The organism is Streptomyces sp. NPDC101160 (assembly GCF_044768205.1).
Taxonomy (GTDB): domain Bacteria; phylum Actinomycetota; class Actinomycetes; order Streptomycetales; family Streptomycetaceae; genus Streptomyces.
Genome location: NZ_JBIWPJ010000004.1, coordinates 650,075 through 667,077 on the forward strand (window position 1 = coordinate 650,075; position 17,003 = coordinate 667,077).

General features: G+C 72.7%; 17 protein-coding genes. 11 read left to right on the top strand and 6 right to left on the bottom strand.

The genetic code is table 11. The annotated features are described in order from the left end of the window. Positions 1-167: 167 nt before the first annotated feature. The 3 genes from ACIRSU_RS15935 (at position 168) to ACIRSU_RS15945 (ending at position 1,680) form a co-directional block, all read left to right on the top strand. Entirely contained in the window at positions 168-827 is a 660-nt protein-coding gene (locus ACIRSU_RS15935; RefSeq protein WP_403792396.1) for a TetR/AcrR family transcriptional regulator, read from the top strand. A 187-nt stretch (positions 828-1,014) separates the two neighbouring features. Continuing rightward, complete coding sequence (locus ACIRSU_RS15940; protein ID WP_365338563.1) at positions 1,015-1,242, top strand: DUF3107 domain-containing protein; 228 nt, start codon at positions 1,015-1,017, stop codon at positions 1,240-1,242. Positions 1,243-1,410: 168 nt separating this feature from the next. After that, positions 1,411-1,680: a hypothetical protein gene (locus tag ACIRSU_RS15945; protein ID WP_403792398.1), complete on the top strand. Its 270-nt coding sequence runs from the start codon at positions 1,411-1,413 to the stop codon at positions 1,678-1,680. A gap of 50 nt (positions 1,681-1,730) precedes the next feature. Here the strand turns inward: ACIRSU_RS15945 and ACIRSU_RS15950 are convergent, their stop codons facing one another. Beyond that, the gene (locus ACIRSU_RS15950; RefSeq protein ID WP_403792400.1) at positions 1,731-2,462 is read right to left on the bottom strand and encodes a ferritin-like fold-containing protein; all 732 of its coding nucleotides are present in this window, start codon (positions 2,460-2,462) and stop codon (positions 1,731-1,733) included. A gap of 479 nt (positions 2,463-2,941) precedes the next feature. Between ACIRSU_RS15950 and ACIRSU_RS15955 the strand changes: the two genes are divergently transcribed. The 3 genes from ACIRSU_RS15955 (at position 2,942) to ACIRSU_RS15965 (ending at position 7,310) form a co-directional block, all read left to right on the top strand. Further along, positions 2,942-5,986 carry a DEAD/DEAH box helicase gene (locus ACIRSU_RS15955; RefSeq protein ID WP_403792402.1) on the top strand — a complete coding sequence of 1,015 codons (3,045 nt, stop codon included), beginning with the start codon at positions 2,942-2,944 and terminating at the stop codon, positions 5,984-5,986. Positions 5,987-6,074: 88 nt separating this feature from the next. Further along, positions 6,075-6,998 (top strand): alpha/beta fold hydrolase, encoded by a 924-nt coding sequence (locus tag ACIRSU_RS15960; RefSeq protein ID WP_403792404.1) that lies wholly within the window; start codon positions 6,075-6,077, stop codon positions 6,996-6,998. Positions 6,999-7,157: 159 nt separating this feature from the next. Continuing rightward, entirely contained in the window at positions 7,158-7,310 is a 153-nt protein-coding gene (locus ACIRSU_RS15965) for a hypothetical protein (protein WP_389208197.1), read from the top strand. Positions 7,311-7,416: 106 nt separating this feature from the next. Here the strand turns inward: ACIRSU_RS15965 and ACIRSU_RS15970 are convergent, their stop codons facing one another. From ACIRSU_RS15970 to ACIRSU_RS15980, 3 genes are all read right to left on the bottom strand, one after another. Beyond that, the gene (locus ACIRSU_RS15970) at positions 7,417-8,022 is read right to left on the bottom strand and encodes a MarC family protein (protein WP_403792405.1); all 606 of its coding nucleotides are present in this window, start codon (positions 8,020-8,022) and stop codon (positions 7,417-7,419) included. A 158-nt stretch (positions 8,023-8,180) separates the two neighbouring features. Next, the gene (locus ACIRSU_RS15975; RefSeq protein ID WP_403792407.1) at positions 8,181-9,041 is read right to left on the bottom strand and encodes a PHP domain-containing protein; all 861 of its coding nucleotides are present in this window, start codon (positions 9,039-9,041) and stop codon (positions 8,181-8,183) included. 146 nt (positions 9,042-9,187) lie between these two features. Then, complete coding sequence (locus tag ACIRSU_RS15980) at positions 9,188-9,826, bottom strand: DUF6758 family protein (RefSeq protein WP_403792409.1); 639 nt, start codon at positions 9,824-9,826, stop codon at positions 9,188-9,190. A 161-nt stretch (positions 9,827-9,987) separates the two neighbouring features. Here ACIRSU_RS15980 and ACIRSU_RS15985 point away from each other — a divergent pair, with 161 nt between their 5' ends. After that, the gene (locus tag ACIRSU_RS15985) at positions 9,988-11,229 is read left to right on the top strand and encodes an MFS transporter (protein WP_403792411.1); all 1,242 of its coding nucleotides are present in this window, start codon (positions 9,988-9,990) and stop codon (positions 11,227-11,229) included. Between the two features lie 15 nt (positions 11,230-11,244). Here ACIRSU_RS15985 and ACIRSU_RS15990 read toward each other — a convergent pair whose 3' ends face one another. Then, the gene (locus ACIRSU_RS15990) at positions 11,245-11,835 is read right to left on the bottom strand and encodes a suppressor of fused domain protein (RefSeq protein WP_403792413.1); all 591 of its coding nucleotides are present in this window, start codon (positions 11,833-11,835) and stop codon (positions 11,245-11,247) included. 489 nt (positions 11,836-12,324) lie between these two features. Between ACIRSU_RS15990 and ACIRSU_RS15995 the strand changes: the two genes are divergently transcribed. Both ACIRSU_RS15995 and ACIRSU_RS16000 read left to right on the top strand, forming a co-directional pair. Next, positions 12,325-13,449: a magnesium and cobalt transport protein CorA gene (locus ACIRSU_RS15995; RefSeq protein ID WP_403792415.1), complete on the top strand. Its 1,125-nt coding sequence runs from the start codon at positions 12,325-12,327 to the stop codon at positions 13,447-13,449. A 28-nt stretch (positions 13,450-13,477) separates the two neighbouring features. Then, a complete protein-coding gene (locus ACIRSU_RS16000; protein WP_403792417.1) occupies positions 13,478-13,990 on the top strand; it encodes a hypothetical protein in 513 nt (170 codons plus the stop codon). A gap of 34 nt (positions 13,991-14,024) precedes the next feature. Here the strand turns inward: ACIRSU_RS16000 and ACIRSU_RS16005 are convergent, their stop codons facing one another. Further along, positions 14,025-14,843, bottom strand: a complete 819-nt coding sequence (locus ACIRSU_RS16005; protein ID WP_403792420.1) for a hypothetical protein — start codon at positions 14,841-14,843, stop codon at positions 14,025-14,027. A 290-nt stretch (positions 14,844-15,133) separates the two neighbouring features. Between ACIRSU_RS16005 and ACIRSU_RS16010 the strand changes: the two genes are divergently transcribed. Next, positions 15,134-16,414, top strand: coding sequence for a magnesium transporter MgtE N-terminal domain-containing protein (locus ACIRSU_RS16010; RefSeq protein WP_403792421.1), 1,281 nt, complete (start codon positions 15,134-15,136; stop codon positions 16,412-16,414). Next, positions 16,407-16,967: a DUF1003 domain-containing protein gene (locus ACIRSU_RS16015; RefSeq protein WP_403792423.1), complete on the top strand. Its 561-nt coding sequence runs from the start codon at positions 16,407-16,409 to the stop codon at positions 16,965-16,967. The genes ACIRSU_RS16010 and ACIRSU_RS16015 overlap by 8 nt, the downstream gene beginning before the upstream one ends. Positions 16,968-17,003 lie beyond the last annotated feature (36 nt).

The window sequence follows — 17,003 nt, forward strand, 5'->3', positions numbered from 1 at the left end:
CCTTCATTGATTTGTTCGGTTTACCGTCCAACTACTTGGCCGTCGCCTCTCGCCCCAGGCGTCCGGTCCGTGAAATTCTGCGTTCGCACCGCGCACTGCCGGGTTACCCAAAAGTACGATGGCGGCGCGACGTCAGAGCGCGCATGGATCGATTTTTGGGAGGCGGCGTGAGCGCCATCGAGCAGACAGAGGCAGCACGCCCTCGGGGCACGCGCCTGCCGCGCCGTGCCCGACGGAACCAGCTCCTCGGCGCGGCCCAGGAGGTGTTCGTCGCCCAGGGGTACCACTCGGCCGCCATGGATGACATCGCCGAGCGGGCCGGCGTCAGCAAGCCGGTGCTCTACCAGCACTTCCCGGGCAAGCTGGAGCTGTATCTGGCGCTGCTCGACCAGCACTGCGAGGCCCTGCTCCTCGCGGTGCGCGCGGCCCTCGCGTCCACCACGGACAACAAGCTGCGCGTCGCGGCCACCATGGACGCCTACTTCGCGTACGTCGAGGACGAGGGCGGCGCCTTCCGTCTGGTCTTCGAGTCGGACCTCACCAACGAGCCGGCCGTGCGCGAGCGCGTCGAGCGGGTCTCGCTGCAGTGCGCCGAGGCGATCTCCGACGTGATCGCCGAGGACACCGGCCTGGCCAAGGACGAGTCGATGCTGCTCGCCGTCGCCCTCGGCGGTGTCTCGCAGGTCGTCGCCCGCTACTGGCTGTCCAGCGAGTCCGCCATCCCGCGCGACAAGGCCGTGGCGCTGCTGACCTCGCTGGCCTGGCGCGGCATCGCCGGCTTCCCGCTGCACGGCGCGGACGGGCAGCTGAGCGCCGAGGGCCACTGAGCACCACCCCGTACGACTGGTCGCCGTCCGGTGCGGACGGCGGACGGCGGTACGAGAGGCTCGGCGCTCGCGGTTGTTCGCTCTTGGCGTTCCCTGCGCGCGCCGTGTCCGTCCCCTCACCGGGCTAATGTGGGCGAGTACGGCGCGGGACCCACGCGCAAGGCTGACCGTTCGGAGGGACATAGCCGTGGAGGTCAAGATCGGCGTGCAGCACGCACCCCGGGAGATCGTGCTGGAGAGCGGACAGTCCGCCGAGGAGGTCGAGCGCGCGGTGGCCGACGCGCTGGCCGGCAAGGCGCAGCTGCTCAGCCTGACGGACGAGAAGGGCCGCAAGGTCCTGGTGCCGGCTGACAAGATCGCGTACGTCGAGCTCGGCGAGCCGGCGGTGCGTCGGGTGGGCTTCGGCGCGCTCTGAGCGACACACAGACGGGCAGGGGCCCGGCGGACTTCGGTCCGCCGGGCCCCTTCTCTTGTCCGTGTCTGCCCACGTCAGGGCGTATGGGGAGGATTGTCATCACGAGTGACCGGGTAGGACGGGTGTGACCGAACGCCCGCCCCGCACACCCCCGCGAGGTGATCCGCCGTGTTCCTGGAAGCCCTCGGTTCCGCTCTGCTCGGTTTCGCCCTGGCCTGGGCAGCCGTGCACCGGCTCTCCGACCGCCTCCCCGCACGGGGCGCCGTCCTGACCACGGGGACGCTCGGCGGCGTCTTCGGTGCCCTGGTCACCCACGGCGCCCTCGGGCCCGGCCACTTCCTGGCCACCCTGATCGGCGCCGTCGCGATCGCGGCCGTGCTGCTGTCGCTGCTGATCCGGCCCGCCTCGCGACGACTGCGCCGATCAGCGGCGGTCTGAGGCCACTTCCCCGGAGGGAGTCACGCGGCGAGGAGTCACGCGGGGAGGAGTTACGCGGCGAGGCCGAGCGCGGCCATGCGCTTGGTGTGCGCCTCGGTGATGCGGGAGAACATCCGGCCGACCTCGGCGAGGTCGAAGCCCGCGGCCATCCCGTCCACGCCACCGACGAGCATCGTCGACAGCGCGTCGCGCTCGGCGACCACGCGCTGCGCCTGCGACAGGGCCTCGCCCATCAGCCGGCGCGCCCACAGGGCGAGGCGGCCGCCGACCCGCGGGTCTGCGTCGATCGCGGCGCGGACCTTCTCGACGGCGAAGTTGCCGTGGCCGGTGTCGTCGAGCACGCCGAGCACCAGGGCGCGGGTGTCGGAGTCGAGGCGGGCCGCGACCTCCCGGTAGAAGTCGCTGGCGATCGAGTCGCCGACGTACGCCTTGACCAGGCCCTCCAGCCAGTCGGACGGGGCGGTCTGGCGGTGGAACTCGTCCAGCGCCCTGGCGAACGGCTCCATCGCCTCGGTCGGCGGGGCGTCCACGGCGGCGAGCCGGTCGCGCAGCTGCTCGAAGTGGTGGAACTCGGCGGAGGCCATCTTCGCCAGCTCGGCCTTGTCCGCGAGGGTCGGCGCCAGCTTGGCGTCCTCGGCGAGCCGCTCGAAGGCCGCGAGCTCGCCGTAGGCGAGGGCGCCGAGCAGGTCGATCACGGCGGCGCGGTACTGCGGCACGGCGGAGGCGGTGGCCCAGTCCTGGGCGGCGATACCGGTGGGTGTGGCGTTGTCGGGCGTCTCCATGAGCGCACAATAGCCCGCTCCGTCGTCCGCCAAGGGCCCTGGTCAGTGACTGTGACCGTGACCTCGGCGGGAATTCTCCCGACACACATGCGCGATTCCGGGGTACAGTGGTAAGGCGCCTGCTGAGTATGCGGACATGCTTTCGCACGTTCGGACGTACCCGGTGGGCCGACTCATGAATGAGGATGCCCGGTCGGTGGCCCGATCGGCTCCGGCCCGACAGCCCTTCCGGCGGCCTGCCGAAGGGTCCCTCAAGCGGCACGACGCTCGAGCGAAGGCAGCGGTCCCGCGCCACCCGGCGGTGATCTTCCCGATCCCGCAGGAAGTTCCCGGCACGGTGAGACCCCCCTCGTTCGCCTCGCGCCGCGTCTCACAGAAGAGGCAGCACCCTGACTACGTTCCGAGAGCTCGGAATTCTCACCGAGACCGCCGAGGCCCTGGAAGCCGTCGGCATCGTCACCCCCTTCCCCATCCAGGAGATGACCCTTCCGGTCGCCCTTTCCGGCACCGACGTCATCGGCCAGGCCAAGACCGGTACGGGCAAGACCCTCGGCTTCGGCCTCCCGATCCTGGAGCGCGTGACCGTCCCCGCCGACGTCGAGGCCGGCCGGGCCAAGCCCGAGCAGCTGACCGACGCCCCGCAGGCGCTCATCGTCGTCCCCACCCGCGAGCTGTGCCAGCAGGTCACCAACGACCTGCTCACCGCCGGCAAGGTGCGCAACGTGCGCGTCCTCGCCATCTACGGCGGCCGCGCGTACGAGCCGCAGGTCGAGGCGCTGAACAAGGGCGTCGACGTGGTCGTCGGCACCCCCGGCCGGCTGCTCGACCTGGCCGGGCAGCGCAAGCTCGACCTGTCCCACGTCAAGGTGCTCGTCCTGGACGAGGCCGACGAGATGCTCGACCTGGGCTTCCTGCCCGACGTCGAGAAGATCATGAACATGCTTCCGGCGAAGCGCCAGACCATGCTGTTCTCGGCGACCATGCCGGGCGCGGTCATCGGCCTGGCCCGCCGCTACATGTCGAAGCCCACGCACATCCGCGCCACCTCGCCGGACGACGAGGGCGCGACCCACGCGAACATCACGCAGCACGTGTTCCGCGCCCACAACATGGACAAGCCGGAGCTCGTCTCCCGCATCCTGCAGGCCCGCGGTCGCGGTCTCGCGATGATCTTCTGCCGTACGAAGCGGACCGCCGCCGACATCGCCGAGCAGCTGGAGCGGCGCGGCTTCGCCTCCGGCGCCGTCCACGGCGACCTCGGCCAGGGCGCCCGCGAGCAGGCGCTGCGCGCCTTCCGCAACGGCAAGGTCGACGTGCTCGTGGCCACCGACGTCGCCGCGCGCGGCATCGACGTCGAGGGCGTCACGCACGTCATCAACTACCAGTCCCCCGAGGACGAGAAGACCTACCTGCACCGCATCGGCCGCACCGGCCGCGCGGGCGCGAGCGGTACGGCGATCACGCTGGTCGACTGGGACGACATCCCGCGCTGGCAGCTGATCAACAAGGCGCTGGAGCTCGACTTCGGCAACCCGGTCGAGACGTACTCCAGCTCGCCGCACCTGTACGAGCTCCTCGACATCCCCGAGGGCACCAAGGGCATCCTGCCGCGCGCCGAGCGCACCCGCGCCGGCCTCGACGCGGAGGAGATCGAGGACCTCGGCGAGCCCGGCGGCCGTCGTGGCCGCGCCCCGCGCCGCGAGCAGCAGCAGGCCGAGGAGCGCCCGGCCCGTACGCCGCGCCAGCGCCGCCGTACCCGCGGTGGCGGCGAGCTCGCCGACCAGGCGAGCCCGGCGACCACCACCGAGCAGACCGCCGACACGGACGCCGCCGAGTCCGCCGGCCCGCGCCGCCCGCGCCGCCGCCGCACCCGCGGCGGAGCCGGCGCCGGCATTCCGGTCGCGGGTGCGACCCCGGTCGTGACGGAGACCGCCGAGGCCGCTCCGGCCGCCGAGGCTCCGGCCGCCGAGGGCGCTCCGGCGGCCGAGGGCGCCCGGACCCGCCGTCGGCGCGGCCGCTCGGGTGAGGCCCGTACGGTCGAGGCGACGGTCGAGACCCAGGTGACGGTGGACGCCGACACCGAGGCCGCCCAGACGGCCGAGACCGCCGTGGCCGACGCCGCCGGCGCCACCGCCGAGTCGGGCTCCCGTCGCCGTGCGCGCGGCCGCTCCGGCGAGGCCCGTACCGCCGAAGCCGCGGTCGAGACCGCCGTACCGGAGACCCCTGCGGCGAAGCCCGCCGCGGTCGAGACCCCGGTCGTCGAGGCCCCCGCGGCCGAGGCACCGGCCGCCGAGACCCGTACCCGCCGCACCCGCGGCCGGTCCGCTGAGGCTGAGGCGCCGGTCGTCGAGACCCCGGTCGTCGAGGCCCCCGCGGCCGAGGCACCGGCCGCCGAGACCCGTACCCGCCGCACCCGCGGCCGGTCCGCCGACGCCGAGACCCCGGTCGTCGAGACCCCGGTCGCCCAGGCTTCGGTCGTCGAGGCCGAGGAGGCCCCGCGCCGTCGTCGTGGTCGTGGTGCGCCGGTGGCCGCGAAGGCCGCCGCTTCCGTCGCCGTGGCCGCTCCGGCCGAGGCGTCGGCGCCGCGTCGGCGCCGGGTGCGGCCGCGTGCCGCCGAGGAGACGGTGACGTTCCAGACGGTGGAGACGGCCGCGGCCGCGCTGGCCGCCACGGTGCCGGCCCAGGCGACCGAGGAGCCGAAGCCGGTGCGTGCGGCTGCCGCCACCGTGCCCGCGCAGGCCACCGCCCCGGTCTCCGCTCCCGCCACCGCTCCTGCTGTCGCCCCGGCCGCCGCTCCGACGGCCGGCCCGCGGGTCCGCCGCCGGGCGACGCGTCCGGCGACGAACAGCGTCGCGACCGTCGTCGAGGAGCCGAAGGTCACGGTCGAGGAGCCGGTCGCCGCGCCCGTCGAGGAGCCGAAGCCGGTCCGCCGGCGGGCGACCCGCCGGGTGTCGAGCCCGGTGACGTCGACCTCCGCCGAGGCCGGTGTGGTGATCATCGCCGCCGCGCCCGTCGAGGAGCCGAAGCCGGTCGCCGAGCCGGTCGCCGAGCCCGTGGCGGAGCCGAAGAAGGCCGCCCCGCGCAGGCGCACCGCCGCGAAGAAGGCCGTGGCCGAGCCGGTCGCCGAGACCGTCGAGGCCGAGGCGCCGAAGGCTCCGCGCAAGCGGGCCGCCGCGAAGAAGGCCGTCGCCGAGCCGGTCGCCGAGACCGTCGAGGCCGAGGCCCCGAAGAAGGCGGCCCCGCGCAAGCGCACCACCAAGAAGGCCGTGGCCGCGGCCGAGCCGGTCGCCGAGACCGTCGAGGCCACCGAGGCCCCTAAGGCCGCGCCGCGCAAGCGGGCCGCTGCCAAGAAGGCCGTCGCGGCCGTGGCGCCGGACGCGTCCGAGCCGAAGACGACGACCCGTCGCCGTACGGTGAAGAAGGCGGCCGAGCCGGTCGCCGAGGCCGCCGAGGCCGAGGCCCCGAAGAAGGCGGCGCCGCGCAAGCGCGCCACCAAGAAGGCCGCCGCCGCACCGGAGGCGTAGTCACCCGCGTATCGCGGCCCGGTCCCTCCCCGAGGGGCCGGGCCGCGGTGCGTTCTGCGGTGTCACGGCCTGCGGTTACAGTCCCTGTATGAGCAAGCCCCGCTCCCTCGCGCTGCCGCCCCGCACCCGTGCCTACCGCCTCTCCACCGCACGGGGCGACTTCGCCGTGCTCGACGCCGCGCCCGCACCCGCCGCCGTTCCCCGGCACGGGACCGTGCTGCTGCTGCCCGGCTTCACCGGCAGCAAGGAGGACTTCCTGGCGCTGCTCGGCCCGCTGGGCGACGCCGGCTACCGCGCGGTCGCCGTCGACGGGCGCGGCCAGCACGAGACGCCGGGTCCGCGCGGCCGGGCGGCCTATCGCCGCAAGGCGCTCGCGCTCGACGTGGTGGCGCAGGCGGCAGCGCTCGGCGACGGGCCGGTGCATCTGCTCGGGCACTCCTTCGGCGGCCTGGTGGCGCGCGCGGCGGCGGAGCTCGCGCCGGACGCGTTCCTCTCGCTCACCCTGCTCGCCTCGGGCCCGACGAAGGTCGCGCGTTCCCAGCGGGTGCGGGTCCGCGCGCTGCGCACCGCGTTCGCGCTGCTGTCGAAGGAGCGGGTGTGGCAGGCGACCCGCTGGCTGGACAGCCGGGGCGAGGAGCCGGGCGTGACGGATCCGCCGGAGATCGTGGCCTTCCTGCGCCGCCGCTGGATGCGGACCCGGATCGCTCAGCTCGCGGGCGCGGGCCGGCTGATCCTCGGCGACCCGGACGGCACGGCGGCGCTGGGCGCGCTGCCGATGCCGCTGCACATCGCGTACGGCGACGAGGAGACGGTCTGGCCGGTGCAGGCCCTCGCGGCGGCGGCCGCCCGTACCGGCGCGCACCACACGGTGGTCGCGGGCGCGGGCCACTCCCCCAACGTCTCGCACCCGGAGGAGCTGGCGGCGCGGCTCACCGCGTTCTGGGACCTCAGCGCGCAGACGCGCGCGCCCCGCGCGGCCGCCGGTCGCAACGCGGCGGAAGCCTCGTCGTAACCGCGCTCTGCGAGGATCGTCGCAAGGCTCCACCGGCACTAGTTAGCCATCCGAAAAATTTCCTTAGCGTAGGGAATGTTTCTCGGACGGGCCTCGTTGTACCCCTACGTAACGCAGTTCTCCGCCCTGGAGGATCAACTCAGACGAAGGGAGAAGCCCATGCGCTTCGAAATCCTGCGCCTCGACGACATCGACGGCACCCCCGTCGACTCCACTGTCGTGGACGCCGCCTCCGTCAACGGGATCGTGCAGCAGGCCGCCGCGATCGGCCAGCGCATCTGGATCCGGCCGGCCGACGCCTCGGCCTCGTAACCGGCACACCTCATTCACGCACCGCGCCCCCGCACGGACTCCGCAGAACGGAATCCGTACGGGGGCGCAGTGGTGTCCGGGGCCGGTTCGCCGGCCCCGGAGCGCGTCAGGAGCCCTGGATGATCTGGGTGACGCCGTTGACGATCTGCTGCACCGCGATGGCGGACAGCATCATGCCGGCGAGCCGGGTGACCAGGACGACGCCGCCGTCCTTGATGACCCGGATGATCAGCAGCGAGTACCGCATGGTCACCCACAGCACGAGGTGCATGGCGGCGATGGCGGTCCACACCGAGATCTGCGAGGCGACGCTGTTCGCGTTCTGCACGGCGAGGATCACGGACACGATCGCACCGGGGCCGGCGAGCAGCGGCATGCCGAGGGGCACGAGGGCGACGTTGACGTCCTTGGTCTGCTTCGGCTCGTCGGTCTTGCCGGTGAGCAGGTCGAGCGCGATGAGCAGCAGGAGCAGCCCGCCCGCGATCATCAGCGCGGGGACGGAAACGTGCAGATAGGCCAGGATCTGCTGGCCGAGGATGCCGAAGACGGTGATGACGCCGAAGGCGACGGCGACGGCCTGCCAGGCCATGCGGCGCTGGACCTTGGCGGGGCGGCCGCCGGTGAGGGCGAGGAAGATCGGGGTGATCCCCGGGGGATCCATGATCACGAAGAGGGTGAGGAACAGCGAGCCGAAGACGGCGACGTCGAACACGGTGTGGCCTTGCGCGAAAGGGGTGTACAAGAGCATCCGGAACCAGAGGTTCCGAGAGAAGGGCAGGCGGAAGCCATGCCTGAGGAGGAAGTCATGCGACGCACCTCGCTCCGCCCGGTCACCGGTGGGCGACGGGCGGAGCCTGTGTGCTGCGTGGATCAGGCGCGTCCGCCGGCGCCCGGCACCGGGAAGGCGCCGGTCGCGCGGCGCGTGATCTCGCCGTAGATCTCGGGGTCGGTCATGAAGTCGCCGAGGCCGACGGTCTTGCGGCTGCCGTGGTAATCGCTGGAGCCGGTGGTCAGCAGACCGAGCTCCTTCGCGAGGCCGCGCAGCCGCGCCCGCGTCGGCTCGTCGTGGTCCATGTGGTCGACCTCGATGCCGTCGAGGCCGGCCTCGGCGAGCCGGGCGATGGCCGACTCGGGCACGCACTCGCCGCGCTTGAGGGCCAGCGGGTGGGCGAAGACGGTGACGCCGCCGGCGGCCTTGACCAGGCGGATGGCGTCGACGGGGTCCAGCTCGTGCTTCTCGACGTACGCGCGGCCGCCGTCGGCGAGCCACTCGGGCGTGAAGGCGCCGGAGACGTCGGGCACGACGCCCAGCTCGACGAGCGCCTCGGCGACGTGCGGGCGGCCGACGGAGCCGTCGCCGGCGATGCGGGCGACCTGGTCCCAGGTGACGGGGACGCCGAGCTCCTGGAGCTTGCCGACCATGGCGCGGGCGCGCGGCACGCGGTCGTCGCGGACCAGCTCGCGCTCGGCGAGCAGGGCGGGCTCTTCGGGGTCGAAGAGGTAGGCCAGCATGTGCAGGCTCACGCCGTCGTAGCGGCAGGAGAGTTCGGCGCCGGTGACGAGGGTCAGCCCCTCGGGCAGGGCGGCGACGGCCTCCGCGTACCCGCGGCTGGTGTCGTGGTCGGTCAGCGCGACCACGTCGAGCCCGGCGGCGGCCGCGTTGCGCACCAGCTCGGCCGGGGTGTCCGTACCGTCCGAGGCCGTGGAGTGGGTGTGCAGATCGATGCGCACGACGCAGGACTCCAAAGGGCTCGGGGCGGACGACAGGGACGATCCAGCATAACGGGCGAATCGAACACCCGTGTACGGAACCGCGAAACCGGTCCGCCCCTTACCTCGCCCCCTGCTACGTCAGCCCCATCCCCCGCCTTGCCCCGCTACGTCAGCAGCCTCGGTGTCAGCGCCCCGCACGGCAGCAGCTCGACCTCCGCGCCCGCGTCCCGCAGATCGGTGAGGACCAGCTCGTCGTACATCAGCAGGCCGGACTGCTCGGGCCAGACGACCGCCCACAGCCACAGACCGCGCGCCTCGCCCGCGAAGACCGCGCGGTCCTGCGGGGCGCCGGTGACATGCCAGAGCGGCGTCGGCCGGCCGGCGGCGAGCACCTTGACCTGCGGCGGCTTGTCGATGGCCATGCCGGATCCGGGATCGGGGCCGTCGATGCCGGCGTACCGGGCGCCGAGGCCGACGCCCAGCTCCTCGGCGACGAGCAGCAGCTCCCCGATGCCGCCGAGCGGACCGGGTCCGGAGCAGGCGACGACGGTCGCGCGTCCACCGTTGCGGTCGTCACCGGCGTACGCCACCCCGGTGAAAAGCCATCCGACGGGCAGGGGCCACGGCATCCACACCGGCACGTGGGACCGGTGCACGACGGCACCGAGGGCCTCGACGCTGGGCGGGATCACGGGCTGAAGCGGGTGCACCGAGCCATGCACATCGCACTGCCAGGAGTCGGCGAAGAGACCGGGCGCCCTGACCCGGCCACCGCACTTCGGGCAACTGGGTTCGCCCCTCATAGGGCTCAACGGTCCTACCCCGGGAGCGCCCCGTCAAGGACGATCACCGACGATCACCCGTCCGGACGGAGAGCATCACCCGCCCAAATACATGTAGCTTGCACTCATTAGCTCGCCTAACTTATTCTGTGTATATCGCAACCATCTGCGGAGGGTGAGGAATGAAGAGAGCGGAAGACACCTTCGACGAAGGGGCGGCCGGCGGCGGCATCCTGCGCCAGCCGCCCGCCGTCTGGGCCACGGCCGGCGCGTCCGTCGTCGCCTTCATGGGCATCGGCCTGGTCGACCCGATCCTGCCCTCGATCGCACAGGGCCTGCGCGCCACCCCCAGTCAGGTGTCGCTGCTGTTCACCTCGTACTTCCTCATCACCGCCGTCGCGATGCTGATCACCGGCTTCGTCTCCAGCCGCATCGGCGGCCGCCGGACGCTGCTCGCCGGACTCGCGCTGGTCGTCGTCTTCGCCGCACTCGCCGGCACCTCCGACTCGGTCGGCGAGCTGGTCGGCTTCCGGGCCGGCTGGGGCCTCGGCAACGCGCTCTTCGTCTCGACCTCGCTCGCCGTGATCGTCGGCGCGGCGGCCGGCGGCAGCGCGGCGGCGATCCTGCTCTACGAGTCGGCGCTCGGCCTCGGCATGGCGTGCGGCCCGCTGCTCGGCGCCGTCCTCGGCGACGCGAGCTGGCGCTACCCGTTCTTCGGCACCGCCGCCCTGATGGCGATCGGCTTCCTGTGCATCACGGTCTTCCTGAAGGAGCAGCCGAAGCCTGCCCGGAAGACCTCGCTGCTCGACCCCCTCCGGGCACTCGGCCACGGCGGGCTCGCCTCGGCGGCGGCATCCGCGTTCTTCTACAACTACTGCTTCTTCACGGTGCTGGCCTTCACGCCGTTCGTGCTGAACATGACGCCGTACAAGTCGGGCGCCGTCTTCTTCGCCTGGGGCGTGCTGCTCGCCGTCTTCTCGGTGCTCGTGGCACCCCGGCTGCAGCGGCGGTTCGGCTCGCTGAAGGTGCTCGGCGGCTCGCTGGTCCTGCTCGCGCTCGACGTCGCGGTGCTCGGCTACGGGAACCACACGACGGCCGTCGTCTGCACGGTCCTGTCGGGCGCGTTCATCGGCGTCAACAACACCGTCTTCACCGAGCTGGCGCTCGGCGTCTCGGACGCCCCGCGCCCGGTGGCGAGCGCGGGCTACAACTTCGTCCGCTGGTTCGCGGCGGCGGCCGCCCCGTACCTCGCGCCGAAGATCGAGGAGTGGAGCGACATCCACATGCCGTTCGTGATCGCGGCCGTCGCCGCCGTGATCGGCGCGGGCATCGTGTGGGTGAGGCGCGCCGCCCTCACGCACGACGCGGCGGAACTGGCCCCGCGGCACGCGACGGAGGACGGCGTCACGGTCTTCGCCGACTGACCCGGAAGCGCGGGCTCAGTCCAGCGGCACGGACCTGCGCAGCGGATCGCGCAGGTCCGTGCCGTTCGCCAGCCAGCGCTCCTCCAGGGCCTGCGCCCCGTGCACCCGCTTCCACGCGGCCTCGTTCTGCGTCATCGGCAGCAGCGGCAGGAAGCGGACCGGGTCCATGGGGTCGTCGAGGTCCAGGTCCTCCACCAGGCCGCCCGGCTCGGCGACGAGGACCGAGCTGAAGGGCGCGCCCGGCCACAGCGGCTCGCCCACGTCGAGCGAGGCGCCCGGGGCCACGACCACGCCCTCGACCTGCGGGGTGGCGGCGAACACCGCGAGCGCGCGGAGCACCTTGTCGGTGTCGGCGAGGCCGGCGCGTACGGAGAGGACCAGTTCGGCGCGGGGGCCCTTGACCGGGTCGGCGAGCACGGCCGTCGGGTCGGCCATCGGCTGGGCGGACATCCCGAGGGTCGCGTAACGCACCAGGCCGGCGTCCGCGTCGACGAAGCGGAGCACCTCGATGCGGTCGGTGCCGAGGAAGGTGATCGCGGCGCGGGCGTCCGGCTCGCCGAGGGCCGTGCGGAGCCGGGCCTCGACGAGAGCGAGAATTTCTGCCATGCGGCGAGCATAAAGCGCGTATGGAACGGGCAAAGTAAGGGATTGACCCTCAGTCGGCTGATAGTCTTGGCCACTGGTCGGGATGGATTACCCGACTGCTCGTCACACGTCATCCCTCACGAGGGACCGGCCGGAGGAGGTGGGACTGCGATGGATCGAAGTCGATCGGGCAGTACCAGCCGCTCTTCCGCCGAGCCGCACCGGCAGTAATCCGAGCAACACCAGCACCAGCCGGGCGCGTTTCTCCCTCCGGTGACTCCAGGGCCGTCTCGAAGGTCCCTCCTCTCCGGCATCTCGCACGACGGAAGAGCTCCCTCTGTTGCCTGAGAGCAGCGCTCTTGCCCGAGAGCGGCGCTCTCTGCCCCGTCAGTAGCGAACGCCGTCACCGCGATCCCCCGGTGCCGCCCGCTTTGTGGACGACGTACCTCCACGTCCCCATTCCGGGCTGTGCCACGGTCGCCGACGGCCGATCCGTGAAGGAGCACGCCCATGTCGATGATCCGTGACCTGCGCGCCGCCGTCCGTCCGTCCCTGCGGCACTCCCTCCGCAAGCCCGTCGTCGCGCCACCGTACGACCCCACCCGCGACCCCGCCGCCCCCACCGCCGTCGTCGACTGCGCCGTCTACCGCGACGGCCGCCGGGTCGACGACCGCACCTGCCTGACGCCGCGCGGCGCGATGCGCCAGGTGCGGGAGCGCGGCGGCTTCGCGTGGATCGGGCTGCACGAGCCGACCGAGGCCGAATTCGCCGGTATCGCCGCCGAGTTCGGGCTGCACCCGCTCGCCGTCGAGGACGCCGTCCACGCCCACCAGCGGCCCAAGCTGGAGCGGTACGACGACACCCTCTTCACCGTCTTCAAGACGATCCACTACGTCGAGCACGCCGAACTCACCGCCACCAGCGAGGTCGTGGAGACCGGCGAGGTGATGGTGTTCACCGGCCCCGACTTCGTCATCACCGTCCGGCACGGCGGCCAGGGCTCGCTGCGCAACCTGCGCCACCGCCTCCAGGGCGAGCCCGAGCTGCTCGCCAAGGGCCCCTCGGCGGTGCTGCACGCCATCGCCGACCATGTCGTCGACGGCTACATCGCGGTCGCGGACGCCGTCGAGCTCGACATCGACCAGATCGAGATCGACGTCTTCTCGCCGCCGGCCAAGGGCTCCACGCGCGGCGCCGACACCGGCCGGATCTACCAGCTCAAGCGCGAGGTGCTCGAGTTCAAGCGGGCCGTCACGCCGCTGATGCGCCCGATGCAGCTGCTCAGCGAGCGCCCGATGCGGCTCGTCGACCCGGACATCCAGAAGTACTTCCGGGACGTCGCCGACCACCTCGCCCGCGTCCAGGAGCAGGTCGTCGGCTTCGACGAGCTGCTCAACTCGATCCTCCAGGCCAACCTGGCGCAGGCGCAGGTCGCCCAGAACGAGGACATGCGCAAGATCACCTCGTGGGCGGCGATCGTCGCCGTCCCGACGGCGGTCTGCGGCGTGTACGGCATGAACTTCGACCACATGCCGGAGCTGCACTGGAAGTACGGCTACCCGATGGTCCTCGCGGGCATCGCGTTCGCCTGCCTGGCCATCCACCGCACGCTCAAGCGGAACGGCTGGCTGTAGCACCGACGGCGCTCGGTAGGCTGCGGGCATGACAGACGCGCTGCTCGGGCCCGCCCTCGTCGAGGAGGCCACCAAGAAGTCCGGCCTCATCTGGGTGCGGGGCGAGGCCCCGGCCGCCCGCGCGCTCTGGCACGTGTGGCACGACGGCGCCGCCCTGGTCGTCGGCGACGGCCCCGGCGAGCAGCCGCTGCCGGGCCTGGTCGACGGCGGCACCGCCGAGGTCACCGTCCGCAGCAAGGACAAGGGCGGCCGGATCGTCGCCTGGACCGCCGCCGTGCGCGAGATCGCGTCCGGTACGGAGGAGTGGGACGCCGCCGTCGCCGAGCTCAAGGGCAAGCGGCTGAACGCGCCCGACGGCGAGGCCATGCCGGAGCGCTGGGCGCGCGAGTGCCGGGTGGTGCGGCTGGAACCGCGCACCTCGACGACCGACCTGCCGGACGGCTCGCTCGCCGCCGTACCGCTGCCGTCGGACGCGACGACCCGGCGCGCGGTGCCGCCGGCGCTGCCGAAGCTCCTCTTCCGCCGGAAGAAGCGCCGCTGAGCGTGGACGGTGCGAGGGGCGGCGCCGGGAGCGGTTACGTACGGGGCAGCCGGTTGCCGTAGTCGACGGTCTGGCCCTTGGCGGGCGCGGCCAGCGGGAAGTCCTTGTCCCACTCGGACAGCATCACGACGCCCGCGCCGCCACCGCGCGCGAAGCGCACCGGGTACGGGGTGCCGTCCAGGGAGACGTCGAGGGAGCCGCCGTCGCCGCTCTCGCCGCCCTTGATGGTGATCGTGCGGGTGCCGCCGATCTTGCCGTGGTCGCCCTTGACCAGCTCGCCGTGGAGCCCGATCAGGCCGTCGAGCAGCACGCCCATGTCGGTGAAGCCGCGCAGCTGCTTGTACGAGGGGTCGTTCTGCGGCACCTTCACGTACATGTCGTCGAGCTTGTCGGCCGCTTCGGATCCCGTGTCCGAAGCAGAACCGGAACCGGAACCGGAGTCCGAACCGGAGCCGGATCCCGAACCGGAGTCCGAGGGCGACTGCGTCGACGACTCCTCGTGCGACCAGAAGCCCGCGTCCGCCTTCAGATAGAGCGCGTCCCCGACCCGCAGCAGCTCGAAGGTGCTGTTCTTCGTCGTCACCGAGCCCGAGGCGCCGTCCTGCTTCAGCCGCATGTTCAGCTTGAACGTGCCGCCCTTGCTGACCAGCGTGCCCGAGAGCCGCACCGCCTTCGCCGCGTCCGCCGCCGACTGGGCCTGCTGCTCGATGGCCGGCGCGGTCAGCTTGCCCACGCCGTTGGTGCCCTCGTCCGGATCGCCGGCGCAGGCGGTGAGCGCCGCCGCGAGACCGGTGCAGAGGGCCAGCGGCAGAGCGGCCCGGCGGATGCGCGGGGACGGGCGGAGAGCGGTCACCTGGGCGCCTCTCTGGTCGGTGGGGGGGACGGGCCGGCGGGGGAACCGGAGGCCGGTGGGGACGGCAGACCGCAGCGTACCCGGGCCGGATGACGCGCCTGCGGGCAGCCGCCCGCGGGCCAGCCGTACGGGCGGCCCTGACGGAGCGGCTCCGGGCGGCACCGGCTAGCCTGAAGCCGGTGAATCCGGCAAGTTCGGAGAATCCCCGACAATCGGCAAGGACAGACGGCGACTGACGGCGACCGACGGCAGAACCAATCGGATCGCGCGGCACGGAGGAGGCGCGTGGCATGGCGGCAGGCGCCCCCCGCATCTTCGTCTCCCATCTCGCCGGGGTCCCGGTCTTCGACCCCGTCGGCGACCAGGTCGGCCGGGTCAGCGACCTGGTGGCCATGCTGCGCGTGGGCCGGCGCCCGCCGCGGCTGCTCGGCATGGTCGTCGAGGTGCTGTCCCGGCGCCGCGTCTTCGTGCCCATGACCCGGATCACCGGCCTGGCGTCCGGGCAGGTCATCACCACCGGCGTGGTCAACATGCGGCGCTTCGAGCAGCGCCCCACCGAACGGCTCGTGCTGGGCGAGCTGCTCGACCGGCGGGTGCGGCTCGTGGAACCCGACGGCTCGGAGGGCGAGGAGGTCACCGTCCTCGACGTCGCCATTCAGCAGCTGCCGGCCCGCCGCGACTGGGAGATCGACAAGGTCTTCGTGCGGCGCGGCAAGGGCGGGGCGCTGCGCCGCAAGGGAGAGACGCTGACCGTCGACTGGTCGGGCGTCACCGGCTTCTCCCTGGAGGAGCACGGGCAGGGCGCCGAGAACCTGGTCGCCACCTTCGAGAAGCTGCGCCCCGCCGACCTGGCCAACGTGCTGCACCACCTCTCCCCCAAGCGCCGCGCCGAGGTCGCCGCCGCACTCGACGACGACCGGCTCGCGGACGTACTGGAGGAGCTGCCCGAGGACGACCAGATCGAGATCCTCGGCAAGCTGAAGGAGGAGCGGGCCGCCGACGTCCTGGAGGCGATGGACCCGGACGACGCGGCCGACCTGCTCTCCGAGCTGCCGGAGGAGGACAAGGAGCGGCTGCTCACGCTGATGCAGCCGGACGACGCGGCGGACGTGCGGCGGCTCCTGGCGTACGAGGAGCGGACCGCGGGCGGTCTGATGACGACGGAGCCGATCGTGCTGCGCCCGGACGCCACGGTCGCCGACGCGCTCGCCCGGGTGCGGCTGCAGGACCTGTCGCCGGCGCTCGCGGCGCAGGTGTACGTGTGCCGGCCGCCGGACGAGACGCCGACGGGCAAGTACCTGGGCACGGTGCACTTCCAGCGGCTGCTGCGGGACCCGCCGTTCACATTGGTCGGCGGGATGGTCGACAGCGATCTGCCGCCGCTCGGCCCGGACACCCCGCTGCCGGCCGTGACCAGCTATTTCGCCGCGTACAACCTGGTCGCGGCGCCGGTGGTGGACGAGAGCGGTTCGCTGCTCGGGGTGGTGACGGTGGACGACGTCCTCGACCACCTGCTGCCGGACGACTGGCGGGAGACGGAGTTCCACGAGGAGGGGGTGCACCGTGGCTGAGCGCGCACAGGAGCGCGAGCGGGAGCGGGAGCGGCAGCTGCCCCGGATCCGTCTCGACCAGCCGCGCGTACGGCGGCCCCGGTTCCTGCCCGAGTACGACCCGGAGGCCTTCGGGCGGCTGTCGGAGCGCATCGCCCGCTTCCTGGGGACGGGGCGGTTCATCGTCTGGATGACGGTGATCATCATCGCGTGGGTGGTGTGGAACATCTCCGCCCCGGACGCGCTGCGCTTCGACAACTACCCGTTCATCTTCCTGACCCTGATGCTGTCGCTGCAGGCCTCGTACGCGGCCCCGCTGATCCTGCTCGCGCAGAACCGGCAGGACGACCGGGACCGGGTCAACCTCGAACAGGACCGCAAACAGAACGAGCGCTCGATCGCGGACACCGAGTACCTGACGCGGGAGATCGCGGCGCTGCGGATGGGCCTGGGCGAGGTCGCGACCCGGGACTGGATGCGCTCGGAGCTCCAGGACCTGCTCAAGGAGCTGGAGGAGCGGCGGGATCTATTCCCGGACGGCGGTCCGCACGGGAGTGACGTACCCGACCGTTGACAGGGCTTTCATCAGCCGGTGGTCGTCGCCGTACCA